We start from the raw sequence: 21,895 nt of genomic DNA, 5'->3' as shown, positions 1-21,895 counted from the left end.
CACGATTCTCCGTCAGCGGAACAGGCCGCGCCGCGCAAACAGCGGTGCGTCGCTATTGTCGAACATCGGCTCGGTCCTCTCGTGGATGGCCGCGACGTCGCGCACGCCAAGCACAGAACCCATGATCAGCGGCACCCGCTGGTGCAGCGTTCTGGCGGCCACTTCCAGAATTCGCCGGCGCCCGGTCGACGCCGCGCCGCCCGCCCATTCCATGACCAGCGCCATCGGATGGGCCTCGTACAGCAGGCGAAGCCTCCCCTCGCGATAGCTCGGGCGGGCATCGGCCGGATAAAGGAACACGCCGCCGCGCACCAGGATGCGAAGCGACTCCGCAACCAGCGAACCGATCCAGCGCATGTTGAAATCGGCCTCGCCGCCGCCGTTGGTGCCGGCAAGGCATTCGTCGATGTAGGCGCGCACGGGACCGTGCCAGTGGCGCCGGTTGGAGGCGTTGATGGCGAACTCCGGCGTATTGCGCGCGATCAGCGCGCCCTCTCGGATCAACAGGAATTCCCGCGCGCGCCGGTCGAGAATGAAGATATCGACGCGCGAATTGATGGCGAGAACAAGCGTCGTTTGCGGACCGTAAACGATGAATCCCGCGGCGCACTGCGCCGTGCCCGGCTCGAAGAAGGTGGAAAGAACGTCGTTGCCCCTGGGACGAACCGAGAAGATGGTGCCGACGGAGATATTGTTTTCGAGATTGGCCGATCCGTCGAGCGGATCGATCGCAACGCAGAATGGCGCCGTGGGACGCAGGGTTTCAGGCAGCACCGCTTCCTCGGAAAGGACAGCCGCCACCGCGGTATCGCGCAAGGCGCGCCGTATCACGGCGTCGGCGGCGACATCGATATCCTTTTGCTGGTCGCCGTCAGGATTGATGGCACCGTCCCGTCCGGTAATGCCCGCGAGCGGCCCGTCCGCGATCAGCGCGGCAAGCTCGATGGCGGCGGCGGCAATGGCCTTGATCACGTCTCCAAGCGCAGCGCCATGCGGCGTCTGCGACGTGGACCGATCGAGATGCGAACGCAGCGTCACGCGCTCGTCCATGAACGTCTCCCTGCGCCCGCTGGCGGGGCGCTCTCCCAGGCGTCTCGCCGGTCTGGCAATCCGCGACTTAAGGGAAACGCAATTTGCCGAATTAGTAAAATTTTGTTATCTTTGGTATGGGCAAACTTTTTCTTATATAGGGCGATGAGCAGATGGCAGGCCGGCTGCTGCGGGAATTGACGATCCGCCAGTTGCGCGCGCTGGCCACGGTTCAGAAAAGCCGATCGGTCACCGCTGCCGCCAAACAGCTCCATCTCACCCAACCCGCGGTCACGCTGCAGCTTCGCAACCTGCAATCACTGGCCGGGCTGCCGCTGATTCAGCGCACCGGCGACGGCATGCTGCTGACCGATGCCGGTCGCGAAGTGCTGGCGCTGGCCGACCGGATCGAAGCCGCGATCACGGATTGCGAAACCACCCTGGAAATGATGGCGGGGAAAACCGCAGGCCGGATATCGATCGGCGCCGTCAGCACCGCGAAATATTTCGTACCCTTCATGATTTCAGGGTTTTCCAAGCTGTACCCGAACATCGACATCACGCTCTCGATCGGAAACCGGCAGGAGATCGGCACGGCGTTACGCGGCTATGATCTCGACTTTGCAATCATGGGCCGCCCGCCCGCGGACATCGACATGAACGTTCACCTGATCGGCGACCATCCCCACGTGATCATCGCGCCGACCGCGCATCGTCTGGCGCGAAAATCCCGCATCGCGCTGAGCGAGCTCGCGGGCGAAACCTTCCTGACGCGAGAGCCGGGGTCCGGAACGCGCGGACTGATGGAGCAACTGCTCGAATCCGCCGGCATTCGTCCCAAGATCGGCTTCGCGATGAGCAGCAACGAGACCATCAAGCAGGCCGTGATTGCCAGCCTCGGCATCGCATTCATTTCCGCGCATACGGTCGCGACCGAACTCGACGAACGACGGTTGACCACCCTCGACGTCGTTGGCCTTCCCGTGATCCGGCAATGGTTCGCGCTCTCCCGCAAGGACAAGGTTCTGCTGCCGCCGGCGCAGGCGATGCTCGATTTCCTCAGCACCAAGGGCAAGCAGTTTCTCCCGCGCACCTCAGGCCGCCTGCGTCTCACCCGGTCGTCTGTCCCCGCCGGGCGCAGGTAGCAGTCCGCCGCGTCGTCAGAATGATCGGCCAGGCGCAAAGCAAAAAGCCGCCCCTGAAAGGGCGGCTTTTCGAATAACGCTGAGTGATCAGCACGTTATTTGGTTGCGGGGATAGGATTTGAACCTATGACCTTCAGGTTATGAGCCTGACGAGCTACCGGGCTGCTCCACCCCGCGTTAAACCGTTGCGCTGCCTTCGAAAAGCCGGTGCCGAAACGATGCCGGCGAACGCCAAGTGGCGCCGATCGATCCCGTCCCGAGGCTTCCTGAGAAGGCGACCCGGGCCGAAGCCGTCGGGCGCGAGGGGTATGTATCAATGTCGCCCCGCTTTGGAAAGGGGAAAGGCTCCGCTTTTGAGGATTTTATGACAGCAAAAACGGGGGTTTGAGTGGGCCAAACCTCCTCTTGGAACCGCCCTTGCCATAAACGCCGCAAAAGCGGAGTTTTGGCCCCAAAGCGCGGCCCATGCGGGCCTGTCAGAACAAAAAAGCGGGGGGATGCGCGTGACGGATACATTCGACTTCGTGGTGGTGGGCGGCGGCTCCGGCGGCTGCACGGTGGCGGGACGGCTGTCGGAGGATCCGAACACATCGGTGGCGGTACTGGACGCCGGCGGCCGGAACGACAATTGGGTGGTCACGACGCCGTTCGCACTGGTGCTGATGGTCGCCGGCAACGTCAACAACTGGGCCTTCAACACCGTGCCGCAGAAGGGCCTCAACGGCCGCATCGGCTATCAGCCGCGCGGCAAGGGCCTCGGCGGCTCTTCCGCCATCAACGCGATGGTCTATATCCGTGGCCATCGCGCCGACTACGACCAATGGGCCTCGCTCGGCAATGCCGGCTGGTCGTTCGCCGACGTGCTGCCCTACTTCAAGCGCGCCGAGGACAATGCCGATTTCGACGGCGAATATCACGGCAAGGGCGGGCCGCTCGCCGTCAACAAGTCGCGCACCGGCAATCCGGTGCAGCAGATCTTCCTGCAGGCCGCGCAGGAAGCGCAGTTCCGCCTGCGCGAGGATTTCAACGCCGACGAGCACGAGGGCCTCGGCATCTATCAACTGACGCAGAAGAATGGCGAACGCTGCAGCGCCGCCCGCGCCTATATCCATCCCCATATGGGAAATCGCACCCATCTGCGCGTCGAGACCCATGCCCATGCCACCCGCATCCTGTTCGAAGGCAAGCGCGCGGTCGGCGTCGAATACCGCCAGGGCAAGGAGTTGAAGCAGATCCGCGCCCGGCGCGAGGTGATCGTCTCTGCCGGCGCATTCCAGACCCCGCATCTACTGATGCTGTCGGGTGTCGGCGACAGCACGGCGCTCGGCAGGCACGGCATCGCCACCGTGCATCATCTGCCTGGTGTCGGACAGAACCTGCAGGATCACCCGGACTTCGTGTTCGGCTACATGTCCGACAATCCCAATTTCAACGGCATTTCGCTTAAAGCCCTGCCACGGCTATTGCGGGCCATCCGCCAGTATCGCCGCGAACGCACCGGACCGATGACGTCCAATTTTGCCGAATGCGGCGGCTTCCTGAAAACCCGGCCCGAGCTCGACATCCCCGATATCCAGCTCCATTTCGGCATGGCGCTGGCCGACGACCACGGCCGCAAGCGCCATCGCGGCACCGGCTTCACCTGCCACGTCTGCCTGCTGCGGCCGAAGAGCCGCGGCAGCGTTTCCCTCGGCAGCACCGATCCGCTTGCCGCGCCCGGTGATCGATCCGAACTTCTTCGGCGAGGCAGATGATCTGGAAACCATGGTTGCGGGGTTCAAGACCACGCGGCGGCTGATGGAGACGCCAGCGCTGCGCGCGTTGCAAAAGAAAGAGATGTTCACCGAAGGCGTGCATACCGACGATGACATCCGCAGCCTCCTGCGCGCCCGCGTCGACACCGTCTATCACCCGGTCGGCACCGCCAGGATGGGCATCAACGATCCCATGGCCGTGGTCGATCCGAAGCTGAAAGTGTACGGCGTCGAGGGATTGCGCGTGGTCGACGCCTCGATCATGCCGACGCTGATCGGCGGCAACACCAATGCGCCGACCATCATGATCGGCGAGAAGGCCGCCGACATGATAAGAGCGGAGATGCGGGGGAATTGATCGGGTAGCGCGAGCATGCGCGTCACAACAACTCGTCATGCGCGGGCTTGACCCTTGTGTAGCGATGTATTGCCCAAGCCCGGCAATGACACGCGGGAATACACCGATTTCCGGGATCGCAATATGCATTATCGGCAGGCCTCGGCGACTTATCAGGCGCGCGCGACTTGGCTACAGTGGCTTCATCAGACTTCAACCAATCACCTGACATCAACGGGAGAGAAACAGTGGATCTTGGGATCAAAGGCCGCCGCGCCATCGTCTGCGCATCAAGCAAGGGTCTGGGCCGCGCCTGCGCCATGGCGCTGGCCAATGAAGGCGTGCATGTCACGCTGACCGCACGCGGCGCGGAGGCGCTGAAAAAGACCGCCGACGAAATCCGCAAAGCCCATCCCGGCATCACCGTCACGGAAGTCGCCGGCGACATTACCACGCCGGCCGGGCGCGAGGCCGCGCTGAAAGCCTGCCCCGATCCGGATATCCTGATCAACAATGCCGGCGGCCCGCCGCCTGGCGATTTCCGCAACTGGACCCGCGACGACTGGATCAAGGCGATCGACGCCAACATGCTCACCCCGATCGAACTGATCAAGGCGACGGTGGATGGCATGATGGCGCGGAAGTTCGGCCGCATCGTCAACATCACCTCCGCCGCGGTGAAGGCGCCGATCGATATTCTCGGCCTTTCCAACGGCGCCCGCGCCGGCCTCACCGGCTTCGTCGCCGGGCTGTCGCGCAAGACCGTGATCAGCAACGTCACCATCAATGCGCTGCTGCCGGGACCGTTCGACACCGACCGCCTGCGCGGTGTGGGCAAAGCGGAAGCCGAGAAGCGCGGCATCACGGCGGACCAGGTGTTCGCCGAGCGCGCCAAGCAAAATCCGGCCGGACGGTTCGGCGAGCCCGATGAGTTCGGCTATGCCTGTGCGTTCCTGTGCGGCGCCAAGGCCGGCTACATCACCGGGCAGAACATCCTGCTCGACGGCGGCGCATTTCCGGGCACGCTGTGAAGGCGGTCTGGTACGAACGAACGGGCCCCGCGCCCGAGGTGTTGACCTATGGCGAGGTGCCCACGCCGGTGGCCGGTCCGGGCGAAGTCCGGGTGCGGCTGGAGGCGTCCGGCGTCAATCCCGCCGATGTCGGTCGCCGCGGCGGCGGCTACCGGCCGATGGAATATCCGCGCGTCGTTCCGAACAGCGACGGCGCCGGAATCATCGACCAGGTCGGCGACGGCGTTACGCGGCTCAAGGTTGGCCAGCGCGTCTGGCTGTTCAACGGCCAGCGCAACGGCCGCGCGTTCGGCACGGCGGCCGAATATATTGCGCTCGCTGAACATCTGGTGACGCCGCTGCCCGACAATCTGTCGTTTGCGGAAGGCGCCACCCTCGGCATCCCCGGCATGACGGCGTGGACCTGCCTGTTCTGCGACGGGCCTATCGTGGGACAGACGGTGCTGGTCACCGGCGGCGCCGGCGCCGTTGGTCATTACGCCGTGCAGCTCGCCAAATGGGGCGGCGCGCAGGTGATCGCGACCGTCAGTTCGGCGGCCAAGGCCGAACAGGCGCGGCTCGCCGGCGCCGACCTCGTCATCAACTACAAGACGGAGAGATGTTGTCGCCAAAGCGATGGCCTTTACCGGTCAGCGCGGCGTCGACCGCGTCGTCGATGTCGATTTCGGCGGCAATATCGATACTACGCTGAAACTGATGGGCATGAATTCGACGATCGCGGTCTACGCCACCAACGGCGATCGCACGCCGGTGGTGCCGATGCGCGAATTGATGGAAAAATGCATCGCACTGCGCGCGCTGGTGCTGTTCGCGCTGCCACCGCCATTATTGGCGGCAGCCCAGGCGGACATTTCAAAGTGGCTGGCGGCGGGCCCGCGCATTCACAACGTCGCCGCGCAGTTTGCGCTCTCGGACACCACGCAGGCGCATCTTGCGGTGGAGAAAGGCGACAAGCTCGGCACCGTGGTCGTGGACTGCGCCAGATAGCTACGGATAGCTACTGGATCGGCGTGGTCCGCCCTCCGTCCAGGACAGACCGAACTCGTCGAGACCTTCGGCGAGAAGGTCGCCGAGCATCGGCTCGCCCAGCAGATAGCGCGCGGTGGGACCGCTTCGTCCTTCCGCGGCCTGCCGCCGCAGGTCTTTCCATTCCTCGATGGTTCCGTCGCCGCGGCCGAGCCGCATCAGTGCGACGAGGTCGACCTGCTCGTCTTCGCTCAGCGCATCGATGAAACCGGCGATCTCACGCGCGACTGGGTCGCGGCCATCGTCCTCGAGCACGTCGATCATGTCGTCATCGGCGGCGTTGGATCCAGAGTCCGGATCGGATGCCGCTTCCTTGACGTCGAACTGCCGGGCCTTCTCGATCAGGAAGCCGACTTTCTCGGGCGAAATCGTAAGTTCTGGCATCGCACGTTCCTCATACGGGCTATGCGATAACGCCGAACGCCGTCAGATGATCCATTGCACCGGAACATGGAAACCCGCATCCTTCACCGAACAATCAGAAACGATGAGGAAACGCCGGATGCACTGGAACGTGGGCAGGGTCAAGATTACAAAAGCCATCGAAATGGAGACGGTCGGCAGCACCCGTTTCATCCTGCCGCTCGCGACCAACGAGGAAATCCAGAAACTGCCCTGGCTGATTCCACATTTCGCGACCGAGGAGGGCCGGCTGAAAATGTCGATCCATTCGTTCCTGGTCGAGACACCCACGCGCCGGATCATCGTCGACACCGGGCTCGGCAACGACAAGCAGGGCCGCAGCGTGCCGACCTGGAACAACCGCAAGGACCCGTTCCTCGACAGGCTGACGGCGGCGGGCTTCGCCCCTGACAGCATCGACACCGTGCTGTGCACGCACCTGCATGTCGACCATGTCGGATGGAACACAAGGCTGGTCGGTGACAAATGGGTGCCCACTTTTGCCAACGCGCGATACGTGTTCGGCAAGACCGAATACGAGCACTGGCGCGACCACAGCGATGCCCCGGACAGGGCAGCCGTGTTCGGCGATTCCGTGAAGCCGATTGCCGACGTCGGCAAGGCCGATCTCGTCGCCAGCGACGCCAGGCTGACGGATGAAATCAGCCTGATCCCGACGCCCGGCCACAGCCCCGGCCATATGAGCGTCCACATCACCTCGGACGGCGAGGAAGGCCTGCTGACCGGGGACGTTGCCCACCATCCCTGCCAGATGGCCCATCTCGACTGGTCGTCGACGGCGGATTCCGATCCCCGGCAGTCGGCCGAAACCCGCCGCGAGCTGCTCTCGCGCTTCGCCGATACGCCGACGCTGGTGATCGGCGGGCACTTCGGTGCCGGCCATATCAAGCGCGACGGCGATGCTTTCCGGTTCGTTGCGCTGTAGCGCGCGACACGCTGGATGGTGGGCACGGCGCAAGGGCGCCTTTGCCCACCTACCCTGCGCTTTCGGCAGTTGAATTTCCGCGCCCGCTGTTCCAAGAAGCGTCTGAAGGGCCGAAAATCCCTACAAATTCCAAAGAACCCCGCAGGGAGTGACAAAAATGAAGCTTGTACGTTACGGCGCCAAGGGTGCGGAAAAGCCCGGCCTGATCGATAAATCCGGCCAGTTGCGCGATCTTTCGGCACACCTGAAGGACCTCGACGGCGAGGCCTATGCGCCGGCCTCGCTCGCCAAGCTAGCGGGGCTCGACACGTCCAAGCTTCCCGCCGTCGACGGCGCGCAACGCTTCGGCGCGCCGGTTACCGGCATCTCGAAATTCGTCGCGATCGGCCTGAACTATGTCGACCACGCCAAGGAGACCGGCTCGCCGATCCCGACCGAGCCCATATTCTTCCTGAAGGCCAACACCGCGCTCTCCGGCCCCAACGATGCGGTCGAAAAGCCGCGCGGCTCGACCAAGCTCGACTGGGAAGTCGAGATCGCCGCCATCATCGGCACCCGCGCCAAATATGTCTCAGAAGCCGACGCGCTCAACCATGTTGCCGGCTACTGCGTCTGCAACGACGTCTCCGAGCGCAATTTCCAGATCGAGCGGCTGGGTCAGTGGACCAAGGGAAAATCGCACGACACGTTCGGACCCGTCGGCCCGTGGCTGGTCACCAAGGATGAAATTCCCGACGTGCAGAAACTGTCGATGTGGCTCGACGTCAACGGCAAGCGCTGCCAGACCGGATCGACCTCGACCATGATCTTCTCGATGGCGAAGTGCATTTCCTACGTCTCGCAGTTCATGACGCTGATGCCCGGCGACATCGTCACCACGGGCACGCCGCCCGGCGTCGGCACCGGCATGAAGCCGCCGCGATACCTCAACGTCGGCGACATCGTCACCCTCGGCATTGAAGGCCTCGGCGAGCAACGCCAGGAAATCATCGCGGCGTGAGTGCTAAGCGACATTCGCATTAGCTCGTCATGCCCGGGCTTGTCCCGGGCATCCACGTCTTGATGGTCTAGCAGCACGAAAGACGTGGATGGCCGGGACAAGCCCGGCCATGACGGAGAAAGCATCGAAGGGAACAAGAAAAATGAAACTCACCTTCTCCCCTGCCTCGCCGTTCGCCCGAAAGGTGCGCATCGCCGCGATCGAGACCGGCCTGATCGACAAGATCGAGTTCACCCCCGCTACCGTCGCGCCGGGTCAGCCCAACGAGGAATATTCGAAGATCACGCCGTTGAAGAAGCTGCCGGTGTTGATCCTCGACAATGGCGACGTCATCCTCGATTCCTACGTCATAACAGAATATCTCGACGAGCTCGCCGGCGGCGGCAAGCTGATACCCGCCTCCGGTCCCGAGCGCTGGAAGGTCAAGAGCGACCATTCGCTGCTGCAGGGCATGCTCGATTCCATGCTGCTGTGCCGCTACGAAGGCATGGTGCGGCCGGAGCCGTTGCGCTGGCAGGCATGGTCCGATGACCACTGGAAGCGAGCGTGGGCCGGCATGGCGAGGTTCGAGAACAAGCCCGACGTGCTGTCGGGGCCGTTCAATATCGTGCAGATCGGCCTTGTCTGCGTGCTCGGCTATGCGGATTTCCGCTTTGCCGATTGCGGCTGGCGCAAGGCCTATCCGAAGCTCGATGCCTTCCACCAGAAAATGCTAGAGCGGCCGTCGGTGAAAATCTCGGTACCGCCGCCGGCGTAACGACAGAAGCGCAGGCGGTGGCATGGGCGAGGGTGGCAAGAAATTGCGGCACCTCGGCCTCGCTGCCGTCGTCGCGCTCACGGCGTCGGCCACGCGGGCGCTTGGCCAGGAAGATAGACACCGCGCGTCAATCGGGAGCCAGCATGAACCTCAAATTCACCGTCGGCGATCTCACCATCCACCGCATCATCGAGCAGGAAACCACCTTCCTGCCGGCGCTGGAGATGCTGCCGGGCCTCACGCCGGAAGTTTTGGCGGAAAACCGGGCGTGGATGCAAAAGGCCGGTGCGCTCGACGACAAGGACGTGTTGATCCTGTGCTTCCAGTCCTATGTCGTGAAGACGCCGCATCACACCATCCTGATCGATAGCTGCATCGGCAACGACAAGCCACGGCCGCAGCGGCCGAAATGGAACATGAAGACCGACGACACCTATGCGCGCGCGTTGGCCGCCGCCGGGATTTCCGTCGGCGACATCGACTACGTCATGTGCACGCATCTGCATGTCGACCACGTCGGCTGGAACACCCGGCTCGACAATGGCCGCTGGGTGCCGACCTTTCCCAATGCGCGCTACCTGTTCGACAAGACCGAGTTCGACTACTGGACCGAGACCCACGCGAAAACGCCGGTGCCGCCATTTGCTGACAGCGTGCTGCCGGTCGTCGAGGCGAAGCAGGCGGAGATCGTCCGCAGCGATTACCAGATCGGCGACCACACGCGCATCCTGCCGACGCCGGGCCACACGCCCGGCCATGCCGCCTTCACCTTCGGCCACGGCAAGGACGACGCCGTGTTCTCCGGCGACCTGATGCATTCGCCGCTGCAGACGCGCTATCCGGAATTTTCGGTCAAATTCGACGTCGATCAGGCGCAAGCAGCGACGACGCGGCGCGGCTTCCTGGAGCGCTACTGCGACACCGATACGCTGTGTTGCACCGCGCATTTCCCCTCGCCGTCGGCCGGAAAGATCCGGCGCAGAGGCAGCGGATTCTCCTGCGAGGCGATATGAACTCGAACCTGCCCACCTTCGAAACGCTGTCGATCGAGCCCGTCGACGAGCACGTGACGATCGTCAGGCTCAATCGGCCAGACGCGTCCAACGCGCTCAACACCCAGATGGGGCGTGACCTCGTGCGCTATTTCGAGGACACGGCGCTCGATCCCAAGACCCTCCGCTGCATCGTTCTCACCGGCGCGGGCGATAAGGCGTTCTGCGCCGGCGGCGATTTGAAGGAGCGCCGCGGCATGACGGATCAGGCATGGACGCGCCAGCACGTCATTTTCGAGCGGATGGTGCGGGCGCTCATCGACTGCCCCGTTCCGATCATCGGCGCCGTCAACGGCGCGGCCTATGGCGGCGGCTGCGAGATCGCGGGCTGCTGCGACTTTCTCTACGCCGCTGACGGCGCGCGCTTCGCGCTTACCGAGGTGACGCTCGGCATCATGCCCGGCGGCGGCGGCACGCAGACGCTCCCGCGCGCCGTCGGCGAGCGCCGCGCCAAGGAGCTAATCTTGACGGGCAAGCCGTTTTCAGCCGCGGAAGCGCGTGAATGGGGTCTTGTGAACGAGATGTTTCCGTTATCCGAACTGTTGCCGTCAGCGCTGGCGACCGCGTCGCGCATCGCCAGCAACGCACCGATCTCCGTCCGCCAGGCAAAGCAGTCGATCCATCGCGGCCTGCAACTATCGCTGCGGGACGGCCTCGCACTGGAAATCGAGGCCTATAACCGCATGGTCCCGACCGAGGACCGCCGTGAGGGCGTGCTGGCCTTCAACGAGAAGCGGCCGCCCGATTTCAAGGGCCGGTGAACCCATAGCGTTTTCAAGCGAAGTGGGGTACCGGTTCGCGTGAAGAAAACGCGTCAAAACATAGAACTTCGGTTCTGATTCAATCAGAACCGAAGCCCTCAATCGAACAGGTTCGGCGTGTGGTTCACGGCCGCGCCCTCGATCGCCAGCATCTTCAGTTTCGTCACCACCCCGCCATTGGCGGAGAAACCGCCGGGCTTGTTGCCCGCCGCCAGCACGCGGTGACACGGCACCACGATCGGACAGGGGTTACGGCCCAGCGCCTGGCCGACGTCGCGCGACAACTCGACGCCACCAAGTTTCTTGGCGATATCGCCATAGGTCATGGTCTTGCCCGGCGGTATCGTGCGCGCGATGTCATAGACTCCGCGGTTGAATTCAGGAACACCGTCGAGGTCGAGCACGATGTCTGCAAGGTCGTTCGGCTTGCCCTCGAGCAACTCCACGATCCCGTCGATCGCGGCCTGCACCTTGGCAGGCGGCGGCGCCTCGACAAGGTCATCGTGACGCTGCTGCAGACGGGTGCGGGTCTTCTTCTCGTCACCCATCGGCAATTGCACCGAGGTGATGCCGCGCTCGCCCCACACGATGCCGCAGCGGCCGATCGCGGTGTCAAATATCGCAAAATGGTGCCCGTTCATGGCTGGCTCCATATTCTCCGGTTCAATGCCACCAAGCTTCCTTCTGAACCCAAATCTAGGCTTGGAGATTATTGCTATCCACCCGAAACCTGGGGGAACTTGACGGCATGAACAACTTCCGATGATCTGGGTTCTCGCCGACGCCCCTCAATGGCCCTTGGTCTCCACCCCACCCTCACGAGATCCCATGCAAACCATAGACGTCAACGGCTATGACATGGCCTATCTCGATATCGGCCAAAGCGCCGGCAATCGCCCGCCACTGGTCTGCGTGCACGGTTCGCTGTGCGATTTCCGGATCTGGTCCTCGGTGCTGGGTCCTCTGACACGCAAGCATCGCGTGATCGCGCCGTCGCTGCGGCATTTCTTTCCGGACCATTGGGATGGCGTCGGCGACACCTATTCGATCGCCCAGCATGTCGACGACGTGATCGCCTTCATCGAGAAGCTGGATACCAAGCCTGTCGACCTGATGGGTCATTCCCGTGGCGGACACATCTGCTTCCGCGTCGCGCAACGCCGGCCGGATTTATTGCGCAAGCTGATCCTAGCCGAGCCCGGCGGCGAACTCGATGCGACGCTCGATCCCACCTACAAGCCCGGCCCCTCACCGCTCGCTGGCATGATCGCGGCTTCCGCCGAGGTGATCGCCAGGGGCGATATCGATGGCGGCCTGCAGATTTTCATGGATGCACTGGAAGGCCCCGGCGCGTGGAGGCGCCTGCCGGCGACGCCCAAACAGCTTTTGCGCGACAACGCCACGACGCTGATCGGCCAGATGCGCGATCACCGTCCATCGTTCTCCAAGGCGGATGCGGAGGCGATCAAGACGCCGACATTGTTCATCGGCGGCGCCAACACCAAGGGTATGCTACCGAAGGTACTGCATGCGCTGGCTACCAACGTGAAGGGTTCGCGCACCGCAATGATATCAGGCACCACGCACCCGATGTTCGAGCAGGCGCCGCAGAAATATTGCGAGATCGTTCTCGCCTATCTCGTGGAGGATTGACCGACATGCAAACGTTGAGCGTCAACGGGTACGAAATGGCCTATCTCGATGTGGGAAGAGCCGCCGCCAACAGCCCGCCGCTGGTTCTCGTGCATGGCACGCTCGGCGACTTCCGCACCTGGAACGCCGTGCTGGGCCCGCTCACGAGAAAGCATCGCGTGATCGCGCTGAGCCTGCGGCGATTTTTCCCGGAGCATTGGGATGGCGTCGGCAACGATTATCTGATGGCGCAGCACACAGCCGACGTCATCGGCTTCATCGAAAAGCTGAATGCCGGACCGGTCGATCTGGTCGGCCATTCTCGCGGTGGCCATATCGGTTTCCGGGTGGCGCAGGCGCGGCCCGATCTGTTGCGCAAGGCGGTTCTTGCCGAACCCGGCGGCGATCTCGAACCGGCACTGCAGCCGGCCAGTCCGCCGCCCGGCCCGGCGCCGTTGGGTCCGCGCGTTCCGGTCGCAGCCGAGATGGTGCGAAACGGCGACATTGACGGCGCGCTCGCGCTCTTCGTCGATGGGATCGACGGCAAAGGCGCGTGGGCGCGGTGGCCTGCTACGGCGCGGCAACAATTGCGGGATAACATCTACACGCTGCTTGGCCAAGTCGGCGAGAACCGCAAGCCGTTTCTGAAGAGCGAAGCGGAATCGATCAGGACACCGACGCTGCTGATCGGCGGCGGCGATACCAAGGGCGCGCTGGCGGTGATCTGGCGCGTGCTGGCGGAGCATATTCCGGACGCAAGGACCGCAGTCATACCGGGCACGCGCCACTGGATGTTCGAACAGGCGCCGCAAGAATTTTGCGACGTGGTGCTGGCGTTTCTCGCGGCGTAAACGCGTCGTCCCGTTTACTTCTGATCCAGCCGCCATGCGCCATCCCAATCGGCAGCCGGCGGATTCGCCTGAAAGTCCTTGATACGTTGAGCCATCGTCTTGGATGGCCCGTCGCCGGGGACGGCCTCGAGCGCGACCTCGAAAGCCCGGCGCGCATCATCCCAGCGGCGCGCCCGATAGGCAGCCAGCCCCTCGGCGTACCGCGCCAGCAGTTCAAGTTGCTTCTCGGTCAACTCGCCCGCGCGCCCGATGATCTCGAACACCGCCTCGGGACGGGTCTGGCCCGCGACCACCAGCCGGTCGATCTCGCGCGTTTCCACCGCATCGCCGGCCGCCATGATCGCGGCCTCCGAAGCCAGCGAGTGGCTGCCATAGATCTTGTTGGCATTCTCCAGGCGCGAGGCCAGGTTCACCGCATCGCCCATCACCGTGTAGCTCATCATGAATTCCGAGCCGATGCTGCCTACGAGGACTTCGCCGGTCGCGATGCCGATGCGCACTTCGCAGTCGCTCGGCACGGTGCGCACGCCGAGCAGTTCGGGCAGTTCGGTGCGTAGCGTCGTCCCACGATCCGCCATTTCGACCGCAGCAAGACAGGCGAGACGCGCTTGCTCGCTATGCTCGGTAAACGGAGGCCCCCAATAGGCCATGATCGCATCGCCGATATACTTGTCGATGATGCCGCGATGGCTGCGGATCGGCCCCGACATCGTCGACAGATAATGGTTCATCACCTTGACGAGGCCTTGCGGCGTCATGCCTTCGCTCAGGCTGGTAAAGCCCTTCATGTCGCAGAACAGCACCGTCATCACCCGCCGCTCGCCGTTGCTCGCGGTCAGCGCCTGCGGGTCAATCAAGCCTTCGACGACGCGCGGGTCGACATACCGGCCGAAGGTTTCACGCAACCGCTCCTTGTGACGGAGTTGCTCGACCATCTTGTTGAAGGCGGCCGTGAGCTGGCCGATCTCGTCGCGCGTGGTCACGTCGATCGATCCATCGAGCCGGCCAGCCTCCACCGCACGGGTGCCGTCCAGGAGCCGCCGGACCGGGCGGGTAATGCCGGTAGACACGAAGAGCGCGAACGTCAGTCCGAGGATGGCCGCAAGCGTCGTCACGATCGCCGAGACGACAATCGCGCGCTGCTGATCCCGCATCGTCACGCTAGCATCGCTACGGACCTGCCCCATCATGTCAAGACGGATTTCCTCAATCTTCTGATTGAATTCGTCGCGAAGTGCGTCGGCACGACCCAGGCTGGCCCGGACTTCCATCATGTTGCCCGCTTCAAGCAGAGGCCACATTCGCTTGTTCTCTTCGTCCAGATAACGGCGAAGGTCGCTGGTTACGGTTTCGATCCGGTTTTCGATCCGTCCGAGCTTGGCGTCGTCGGAGACGGTGGTGGGATCATCAATGATGGCAATGATCAAGGCGCGTGCGGCTTGCGCCTCCTCGTCAATCTCCCTGCCTTTCGCTTCATAGACGGTTTGCTGATTTGCGAATGCAGTCTCGTCCGGCGGCGTCTGTACCTTGGCAACCACCATCCGGCGAACCACCACCGCCTGCTCCAGCGAGCGGACGTTCATCCGCGCCAGATGCCCATATGCTTCGACGTATTTTGTCGTCAGCTCATCGAGCTGATGCGCAATTTTTCGCGTCATCACGGTCGACAGCGCCGAGGTGACGACCATCAGAAAGATCAAGCCCAAGGCGATGCCAAGGATTCGCTTGCGGATAGTCGGTCGCAGCATGGATGCATATTCTAAGGTGACGGACATGATCGGGTAACGGGATGAAGCAACAAGAACGAAAGCCCGGCCGATCCGGCCGGGCTTGTTGTTTAGCGCGCGCCGGTGAATTAAGCACGATCCGGCGCGTTAAATTTGGACATAGTTTGGGATAGCCCCTACGCCTTCCAGGCGCCTGCCGGCTGACGCACTGCGATATTGAGCCTGTTCCAGACATTGATGTTGGCGATCGCCAGAATTAGCGCCGCCAGCTCCGCCTCATCGAAATGCTTGTCGGCCTCGCCCCAGACCTCATCCGGTACCGGATCGGACCGATCGCTGAGCCGGGTCAGCGCTTCCGTGAGCGCCAGGGCGGCGCGCTCCCCTTCCGTGAAGTAGGGCGTATCGCGCCAGGCCGCCACCGCAAACAGGCGCTCATCGGTCTCGCCGGCCCGCTTGGCGATCTTGGGGTGCATGTCGACACAGGCGCTGCAGCCATTGATCTGGCTGGCGCGCAGATGCACCAGTTCGAGCAATTTTTCCGGCAAGTCCTTCTTGGTCAATTCACCCAGCGCCTGCAGCGCCTTCATGGCATCGGGAACGACCATGGCCGGGTGGTTCATGCGTGCGTGTATCATTTTGCTCTCCGTACGGTTGGTTCTGTTTTGACGCCGCCGGCGCCGATTTGCTGTCACATCGGCGCGGTTTCGTTCGTCATAGCCAAGACGGAACGCGACATGGGAATGTGACCGATGCAGGAAAGAAATCTGGACGAGAAGAAGTTTCTGGCTGAGCAATTCGAGGCCAACCGGGCCCGCCTGAGGGCCGTCGCCTACCGTATGCTCGGCTCGACCAGTGAGGTCGACGATGCCGTGCAGGAAACCTGGCTGCGGCTGAACCGCTCCGATGCACGTGCGGTCGAAAATCTCGGCGGCTGGCTGACCACGGTCGTCGCCCGTATCTGCCTCGACATGCTGCGGACGCGCAAATCGCGGCGCGAGGAACCGATCGGACCGCATGTGCCGGAACCTGTCGCAGACGATGCGCATGGGCGCGATGCGGAGATGGCCGATTCCGTCGGCGCCGCGCTGCTGGTGGTGCTGGAAACGCTGGCGCCGGCCGAGCGGCTTGCCTTCGTGCTGCATGACATGTTTGCCGTGCCGTTCGAGGAGATCGCCCCGATCGTCGGCCGCACGCCCGCTGCAGCGAGGCAATTGGCCAGCCGCGCCCGCCGCCGGGTGCAGGGCTCGCCGCCGCCGGACGACGATTTCGGCCGCCAGAAAAAGATCGTCGATGCCTTCCTCAAGGCCTCGCGCGACGGCGACTTCGAGGGGCTGCTCGCGGTGCTGGATCCTGACGTGGTGTTTCGCGCCGATGCTGCCGCCCAACGACTCGGTTCACTCGCCGAAATCCGCGGCGCCACGGCCGTGGCCGAAACCTTCAAGGGACGCGCGCAGGCCGCCAACCCGGCGCTGGTCGACGGTACGCTGGCGGTCGCCGTCATCGTCGGCGGACAGTTGCGTATCGTGCTGCACCTCACCGTCAGCGGAGAGCGGATATCGGCGGTCGAGGCGGTGGCGGACGCCGAGCGGCTCGGTTCGTTCGACGTCACCGTGCTGCCGTGAGCAGTGTCATCTCTTCACGGCCGAGAACACGATGGCCTGTAGCGGCATCCGGCCGGGATCGCCGAACTCGCGGCGAAATTCCTGCGCCAGCGCGTCAACGATGCGGTCCGGATCGACGCCGCCGCGTGCCCGAACCTGATCGATCAGCGGATTGCCGTAGACCGCCGCACGCGCGAACTGCGCGACGTCAGGAAGCTCTCGCTCCTGCCTGATCACGGCGATGTCGATCCCGTCGAAGCCTGCTGCTATCAGCAGTTCCTTGATCGGATCGATCTGATGGCAGGAGAACGGCACATTGTAAAATTGCGGCGGATCGACCGGGAAAAAGCGCTCCGCCATGGCGTGCGCGATGCGGCCAAACGGATTGTGGCGGTGTGAATCCCAGACGCTGAACACATAACGTCCGCCTGGAGCGAGCGCACGGTGCGCTTCGGAAAAGGACGCGGTCTTGTCCGGAAAGAACATCAGGCCGAACTGGCAGACAATGGCATCGAAGCTCGCATCGGCAAAGGGAAGCGCTGTGGCGTCGGCAGGCTGGAAGCTGCCCCGCTCGTCCGGCCGAAATTTGGCGCGCGCGAGATCTAGCATCGGAGGATTGAGATCGGTCGCCGTCAGTTGTGCCTCGGCGGGTAACGCATCGCGCAGCTTGCGCGTGACGATGCCGGTGCCCGCCGCCGTCTCGAGGACGCATGCCGGCCGGCCGGCCGCGACGCGTTGCGCCGTGTCGGCGGCATAACCGGCGAAGATCACCGGCCCCAGGCCCTGATCGTAATACTGCGGGATGCTGCCGGTGAAACTTGCGTCGTCGTCAGCCATCAGCGCTCTCCGATCGGGCTCGCTCCCATTGATGATCATAGCGTAGACGGCTGATCTACGGCAGCACACCCCCAAAGAGCTTCCTCATCCGGCTCCCTTGACGCGGTCACGGCATGGAGCTATTTTTGAATTCGGAATTCCGTATTCCAAACTCGGACAGCCGGCATGATCCCATTGGATCCGCTCCCCAACCTGATCGACCAGGTCTATGCCCGGATCCTCGAGGCGATCACCGATCGTTCGCTGCCGCCCGGGCATCGCATCCGGCAGAACGAACTTGCGGAAAAGCTCGGCGTCTCGCGTCAGCCGGTGTCCCACGCGTTACATTTACTGCACCGGCAGGGGCTCGTCGCCGAAAGCGGCCGTCGCGGCTTTGAGGTCACCCGGCTCGACCCGGAGCGCATCCGCCAGCTCTACGAAGTGCGGGGCGCCATCGATGCGCTGGCCGCGCGGCTCGCAGCCGCGCGCGCCAAAATCGACGCGTCAGGCCGCGCGCAGCTCGAAACGGCACTGCGCGCGGGGCGGAGCATCGGCAAGGACACGCCGCTGGCGCGGCTGATCGCGCTCGATGTCGATTTTCACAGCACGATCTATCATCTCGCAGGCAATCCCGCGATCGAGGAAATGATTGCGCCGCAATGGCCGCATATGCGCCGCTCGATGGCGACCGTGCTGGCCGAACTCGATTACCGCGAAAGCGCCTGGGCTGAGCACGAGGCGATTGCCGCGCAAATTTTCGCCGGCAATGCCAAGGCCGCGGAAGCCGCAGCACTGGCGCATGCGCAGACGGCCGGACGAATGACCGAGGAGAGACTGAGGGCGACCGACAAGGCGGCGTAACAACACGCCGTCATTCCGGGGCGATGCGCAGCATCGAACCCGGAATCTCGAGATTCCGGGTTCGCGCTTCGCGCGCCCCGGAATGACAACAAAAACAAAACCAACAGGAGAGAACGCCATGAGACTGACGCCGCAGCAGATCGAATTCTTCAACCGCGAAGGCTGGCTGTTCCTGCCCGAGCTGTTCAGCCCCGAGGAAGTGGCCTATCTCGCGCGCGAGGCTGAAGGCATCTACGACGCCAACCGGCCCGAGGTGTGGCGCGAGAAGAGCGGCGCGCCGCGCACCGCCTTTGCCGCGCATCTCTATAACGAGGCGTTCGGCGTTCTCGGCGCGCATCCGCGCATGATCGAACCGGTCGAACAGATCTTCGGCGAGAAGGTCTACATGCATCAGTACAAGATCAACGCCAAATCCGCCTTCACCGGCGATGTCTGGCAATGGCACCAGGATTACGGCACCTGGAAGCGCGACGACGGCATGCCCGAGCCGCGCGCGATGAACATCGCAATCTTCCTCGATGAGGTGATGCCGATCAACGGCCCGCTGATGCTGGTACCCAAGAGCCAGCACGCCGGTGACCTCAAGGCGTCGCACGACCTGGAAACCACCTCCTACCCGCTGTGGACGCTGGATGAAGCGACCGTCACCCGGCTGGTGAAGGAAGGCGGCATCGTAGCACCTACCGGCAAGGCCGGCGGCATGCTGATGTTCCACGGCAATCTGGTGCACGGATCAAGCGGCAACATCACGCCCTATCCGCGCAAGATCGTCTACCTGACGCTGAACGCGGTTTCGAACTACATCCGCACCCCGACGCGGCCGGAATACATCGCCCATCGCGATTTTACGCCGATCAAGACGGTGGAAGATGATGCGCTGCTGCGGCTTGCGCGTGCGCACCGGCAAGCGGCGGAGTAAGAGCGATCGTGTCCCGGGCGCAGCGCAGCATGAAATGATGCGCTGCTGAACCGGGACCTACTCTGGTTTATTGCTATCATAGGTTCCGGCTCTGCGGAGCAGCGCTTCGCGCTGCACCGCGTCCGGGACACGCCTTAATCCGATCGGATTCCTCTCATGAACCTTCATCGCCTCCTCAACGCCCGCCTTGCGGCCGGCAAGCCGGTTCGCGTCGCGCTGATCGGTGCCGGAAAATTCGGCTCGATGTTCCTGTCGCAGGTGCCGCACACGCCGGGACTCGAAGTGTCCATCATCGTCGACCTCGATCGCGACCGCGCCCGAGAGGCGTGCCGCACCGTTGGCTGGGATGCGGAGCGGGTCGCGCGAACCGCCTTCACCGACGATGGCATGCGCGCGATTGCGGGCGGCGCGATGGATGTCGTGGTCGAAGCCACCGGCAATCCCGCCGTCGGCATCAGGCACGCCCGCGCCGCGATTGCGGCGGGCAAGCATGTCGTCATGGTCAATGTCGAGGCCGACGTGCTGGCCGGCCCGCTGCTGGCCGAGGAAGCACGCAAGGCCGGCGTGGTCTATTCGCTGGCCTATGGCGACCAGCCGGCGCTGACCGCCGAGATGGTGGACTGGGCGCGCGCGACGGGCTTTCGCGTCGTCGCCGCCGGCAAGGGCACCAAATATCTGCCGGCCTATCACGACGTGACGCCGGATGGCGTCTGGAGCCATTACGGACTAACTGCCGGCGAAGCGCAATCGGCCGGCATGAACCCGCAGATGTTCAACTCGTTCCTGGACGGCACCAAATCCGCAATCGAAATGGCGGCGATTGCGAACGCTTGCGGACTCGACGTGCCGTCGGACGGGTTGCTGTTTCCGCCCTGCGGCGTCGATGATCTGCCGCATGTGATGCGGCCACGCGACAAGGGCGGCGTGCTGGAGAAGGCTGGCCTCGCGGAGGTGGTCTCCTCGCTCGAACGCGACGGCCGTCCTGTCTTCCGCGACCTGCGCTGGGGTGTCTACGTCGTGCTGGAAGCGCCGAACGACTACGCCGCCGATTGCTTCAAGCAGTATGGGCTGAAGACCGATGCTTCAGGCCGGTATGCAGCGATGTACAAGCCATATCATCTGATCGGGCTCGAACTGAACATCTCGATCCTGTCGGCCGCGCTGCGCAACGAGCCGACCGGACAGCCGCATGATTTTCGCGGCGATGTCGCAGCGGTCGCCAAGCGTAATCTGCGCGCCGGCGAAATGCTCGATGGCGAGGGCGGCTACACGGTATGGGGCAAGCTGATGCCTGCAGCCAAAAGTCTCGCCGCCGGCGCGCTGCCGATCGGACTTGCCCATCGCGTCAAGTTGAAGAACGACGTCGCCCACGGCGCGGTGGTGCGCTGGAGCGATGTCGAGGTCGATGAAAACAACGACACCATCAAGACGCGCCGGGCGATGGAAACGACATTTTCCGCGCGACGATGATCGCGCAACGCGCATCTGCAGCCGGCGCGGCCGTCTGCGTGCATGTTCAGGTCAAATGACAAGCACCGCCGGGCGCGCTTGCGCGGCGGAATTACTGCAATGCGGTATTTTCCGATTGACCTTTCGCAGATCCATCTGGTCGGTCGGTGCCTTAGCCTTTCGTCGGATGCTTCGCCTCCATCGCTCAGTATTCGGGCATCTGTTCGCCACTGCGGTGAGAGCAGAACCCTTGATTATCGATCACCAATTCGTCATCCTGCCCGCAGGTCCATAAGCCGGGAAAATTGATTGCATCACCAAGAGCCTAGGTTTCAGGGCCCACATCCTTAAACAACAGTCCAGCATCGGCCATCGGTAATCAGAGAAGACGGCAAGAGACCGTCGTCCCTTGGTCGGGTATCGGCAAAAAGCAGAGGGGAAGCAAAAATGAAACGTCGTGATTTCCTGAGGGTGGGCGGCGCAGGTCTCGCCGCGACCGCGGTTGCCGCACCGGCGATTGCGCAATCGAACCCGGAGATAAAGTGGCGATATACGGCAAGCTGGCCGAAGGCGCTCGATACGCTGTATGGCGGCTGCGAATATTTCGCCAAGCGCGTCGCGGAAATCACCGACAACAAATTCCAGATTCAGGCGTTCGCCGCCGGTGAAATCGTGCCCGGCCTCCAGGTGCTCGACGCCGTTTCAAACGGCACCGTCGAGATGGGCAACACGGCGCTCTACTACTACTGGGGCAAGAACCCGGCCTTCACCTTCGGCACGTCGCTGCCGTTCGGCCTCA

The 21,895-nt window shown here is 63.5% G+C and carries 21 protein-coding genes, 1 tRNA gene and 2 pseudogenes (1 of these 24 only partly in view); 17 read left to right on the top strand and 7 right to left on the bottom strand.

The annotated features are described in order from the left end of the window. Positions 1–12: 12 nt before the first annotated feature. Positions 13–1,050: a class 1 fructose-bisphosphatase gene (locus V1288_RS16060; protein WP_334357956.1), complete on the bottom strand. Its 1,038-nt coding sequence runs from the start codon at positions 1,048–1,050 to the stop codon at positions 13–15. Positions 1,051–1,202: 152 nt separating this feature from the next. On the opposite strand from V1288_RS16060, the gene V1288_RS16055 reads away from it, so the two are divergent. Next, on the top strand, positions 1,203–2,174 hold the full coding sequence (locus tag V1288_RS16055) for a LysR family transcriptional regulator (RefSeq protein ID WP_334357955.1): 972 nt from the start codon (positions 1,203–1,205) through the stop codon (positions 2,172–2,174). Between the two features lie 100 nt (positions 2,175–2,274). Here V1288_RS16055 and V1288_RS16050 read toward each other — a convergent pair. Continuing rightward, a tRNA-Met gene (locus V1288_RS16050) sits at positions 2,275–2,351 on the bottom strand. A 326-nt stretch (positions 2,352–2,677) separates the two neighbouring features. On the opposite strand from V1288_RS16050, the pseudogene V1288_RS16045 reads away from it, so the two are divergent. The 4 genes and pseudogenes from V1288_RS16045 to V1288_RS16030 all read left to right on the top strand — a co-directional run bounded on the left by V1288_RS16045 (position 2,678) and on the right by V1288_RS16030 (position 6,283). Beyond that, a pseudogene (locus V1288_RS16045) lies at positions 2,678–4,286 on the top strand (GMC family oxidoreductase). Between the two features lie 227 nt (positions 4,287–4,513). Then, positions 4,514–5,296 (top strand): SDR family oxidoreductase, encoded by a 783-nt coding sequence (locus V1288_RS16040; protein ID WP_334357954.1) that lies wholly within the window; start codon positions 4,514–4,516, stop codon positions 5,294–5,296. Further along, positions 5,221–5,829 (top strand): annotated as a pseudogene (locus V1288_RS16035) (NADPH:quinone reductase); the annotation flags it as partial. The gene V1288_RS16040 and the pseudogene V1288_RS16035, both read left to right, overlap by 76 nt. Positions 5,830–5,911: 82 nt before the next feature. Continuing rightward, positions 5,912–6,283 (top strand): hypothetical protein, encoded by a 372-nt coding sequence (locus tag V1288_RS16030; RefSeq protein WP_334357953.1) that lies wholly within the window; start codon positions 5,912–5,914, stop codon positions 6,281–6,283. Here V1288_RS16030 and V1288_RS16025 read toward each other — a convergent pair whose 3' ends face one another. Then, positions 6,284–6,706: a DUF3775 domain-containing protein gene (locus V1288_RS16025; RefSeq protein WP_334357952.1), complete on the bottom strand. Its 423-nt coding sequence runs from the start codon at positions 6,704–6,706 to the stop codon at positions 6,284–6,286. It lies immediately after the preceding gene. A gap of 118 nt (positions 6,707–6,824) precedes the next feature. Here V1288_RS16025 and V1288_RS16020 point away from each other — a divergent pair, with 118 nt between their 5' ends. From V1288_RS16020 to V1288_RS16000, 5 genes are all read left to right on the top strand, one after another. Further along, complete coding sequence (locus V1288_RS16020; RefSeq protein WP_334357951.1) at positions 6,825–7,670, top strand: MBL fold metallo-hydrolase; 846 nt, start codon at positions 6,825–6,827, stop codon at positions 7,668–7,670. Positions 7,671–7,827: 157 nt separating this feature from the next. Continuing rightward, positions 7,828–8,670 (top strand): fumarylacetoacetate hydrolase family protein, encoded by an 843-nt coding sequence (locus tag V1288_RS16015; protein WP_334357950.1) that lies wholly within the window; start codon positions 7,828–7,830, stop codon positions 8,668–8,670. 142 nt (positions 8,671–8,812) lie between these two features. Next, entirely contained in the window at positions 8,813–9,427 is a 615-nt protein-coding gene (locus V1288_RS16010) for a glutathione S-transferase family protein (protein WP_334357949.1), read from the top strand. A gap of 143 nt (positions 9,428–9,570) precedes the next feature. Further along, entirely contained in the window at positions 9,571–10,440 is an 870-nt protein-coding gene (locus tag V1288_RS16005; RefSeq protein WP_334357948.1) for an MBL fold metallo-hydrolase, read from the top strand. Next, positions 10,437–11,240 (top strand): enoyl-CoA hydratase/isomerase family protein, encoded by an 804-nt coding sequence (locus tag V1288_RS16000; RefSeq protein ID WP_334357947.1) that lies wholly within the window; start codon positions 10,437–10,439, stop codon positions 11,238–11,240. Before V1288_RS16005 ends, V1288_RS16000 begins: the two co-directional genes overlap by 4 nt. Before the next feature lie 98 nt (positions 11,241–11,338). Here the strand turns inward: V1288_RS16000 and V1288_RS15995 are convergent, their stop codons facing one another. Continuing rightward, the gene (locus V1288_RS15995) at positions 11,339–11,881 is read right to left on the bottom strand and encodes a methylated-DNA--[protein]-cysteine S-methyltransferase (protein WP_334357946.1); all 543 of its coding nucleotides are present in this window, start codon (positions 11,879–11,881) and stop codon (positions 11,339–11,341) included. A 187-nt stretch (positions 11,882–12,068) separates the two neighbouring features. Between V1288_RS15995 and V1288_RS15990 the strand changes: the two genes are divergently transcribed. Together V1288_RS15990 and V1288_RS15985 are read left to right on the top strand one after the other, a co-directional pair. Continuing rightward, positions 12,069–12,893: an alpha/beta fold hydrolase gene (locus V1288_RS15990; RefSeq protein WP_334357945.1), complete on the top strand. Its 825-nt coding sequence runs from the start codon at positions 12,069–12,071 to the stop codon at positions 12,891–12,893. A 5-nt stretch (positions 12,894–12,898) separates the two neighbouring features. Beyond that, complete coding sequence (locus tag V1288_RS15985; protein ID WP_334357944.1) at positions 12,899–13,723, top strand: alpha/beta fold hydrolase; 825 nt, start codon at positions 12,899–12,901, stop codon at positions 13,721–13,723. Between the two features lie 14 nt (positions 13,724–13,737). Here V1288_RS15985 and V1288_RS15980 read toward each other — a convergent pair whose 3' ends face one another. Together V1288_RS15980 and V1288_RS15975 are read right to left on the bottom strand one after the other, a co-directional pair. Further along, positions 13,738–15,471: an adenylate/guanylate cyclase domain-containing protein gene (locus V1288_RS15980; RefSeq protein ID WP_334357943.1), complete on the bottom strand. Its 1,734-nt coding sequence runs from the start codon at positions 15,469–15,471 to the stop codon at positions 13,738–13,740. 155 nt (positions 15,472–15,626) lie between these two features. After that, positions 15,627–16,085, bottom strand: coding sequence for a carboxymuconolactone decarboxylase family protein (locus tag V1288_RS15975; RefSeq protein ID WP_442893958.1), 459 nt, complete (start codon positions 16,083–16,085; stop codon positions 15,627–15,629). A 129-nt stretch (positions 16,086–16,214) separates the two neighbouring features. Between V1288_RS15975 and V1288_RS15970 the strand changes: the two genes are divergently transcribed. Next, positions 16,215–17,072 (top strand): sigma-70 family RNA polymerase sigma factor, encoded by an 858-nt coding sequence (locus V1288_RS15970; protein WP_334361319.1) that lies wholly within the window; start codon positions 16,215–16,217, stop codon positions 17,070–17,072. 6 nt (positions 17,073–17,078) lie between these two features. Here the strand turns inward: V1288_RS15970 and V1288_RS15965 are convergent, their stop codons facing one another. Further along, on the bottom strand, positions 17,079–17,888 hold the full coding sequence (locus tag V1288_RS15965; protein WP_334357942.1) for a class I SAM-dependent methyltransferase: 810 nt from the start codon (positions 17,886–17,888) through the stop codon (positions 17,079–17,081). 165 nt (positions 17,889–18,053) lie between these two features. Between V1288_RS15965 and V1288_RS15960 the strand changes: the two genes are divergently transcribed. From V1288_RS15960 to V1288_RS15945, 4 genes are all read left to right on the top strand, one after another. Next, positions 18,054–18,728 carry a GntR family transcriptional regulator gene (locus V1288_RS15960; protein WP_334357941.1) on the top strand — a complete coding sequence of 225 codons (675 nt, stop codon included), beginning with the start codon at positions 18,054–18,056 and terminating at the stop codon, positions 18,726–18,728. A 118-nt stretch (positions 18,729–18,846) separates the two neighbouring features. After that, the gene (locus V1288_RS15955) at positions 18,847–19,647 is read left to right on the top strand and encodes a phytanoyl-CoA dioxygenase family protein (RefSeq protein WP_334357940.1); all 801 of its coding nucleotides are present in this window, start codon (positions 18,847–18,849) and stop codon (positions 19,645–19,647) included. Positions 19,648–19,803: 156 nt separating this feature from the next. Then, positions 19,804–21,117 carry an NAD(P)H-dependent oxidoreductase gene (locus tag V1288_RS15950; RefSeq protein ID WP_334357939.1) on the top strand — a complete coding sequence of 438 codons (1,314 nt, stop codon included), beginning with the start codon at positions 19,804–19,806 and terminating at the stop codon, positions 21,115–21,117. Between the two features lie 426 nt (positions 21,118–21,543). Continuing rightward, a protein-coding gene (locus V1288_RS15945; RefSeq protein ID WP_334357938.1) for a TRAP transporter substrate-binding protein crosses the window boundary here: on the top strand, positions 21,544–21,895 show its start. It continues 737 nt past the right edge of the window; 352 of the gene's 1,089 nt are visible here — the first part of the coding sequence; the start codon lies at positions 21,544–21,546; the stop codon falls past the right edge of the window.

Origin of the sequence: Bradyrhizobium sp. AZCC 2176 (genome assembly GCF_036924645.1) — a bacterium.
Lineage (GTDB): Bacteria > Pseudomonadota > Alphaproteobacteria > Rhizobiales > Xanthobacteraceae > Bradyrhizobium.
This window is presented reverse-complemented; position numbering and strand designations above follow the sequence as displayed.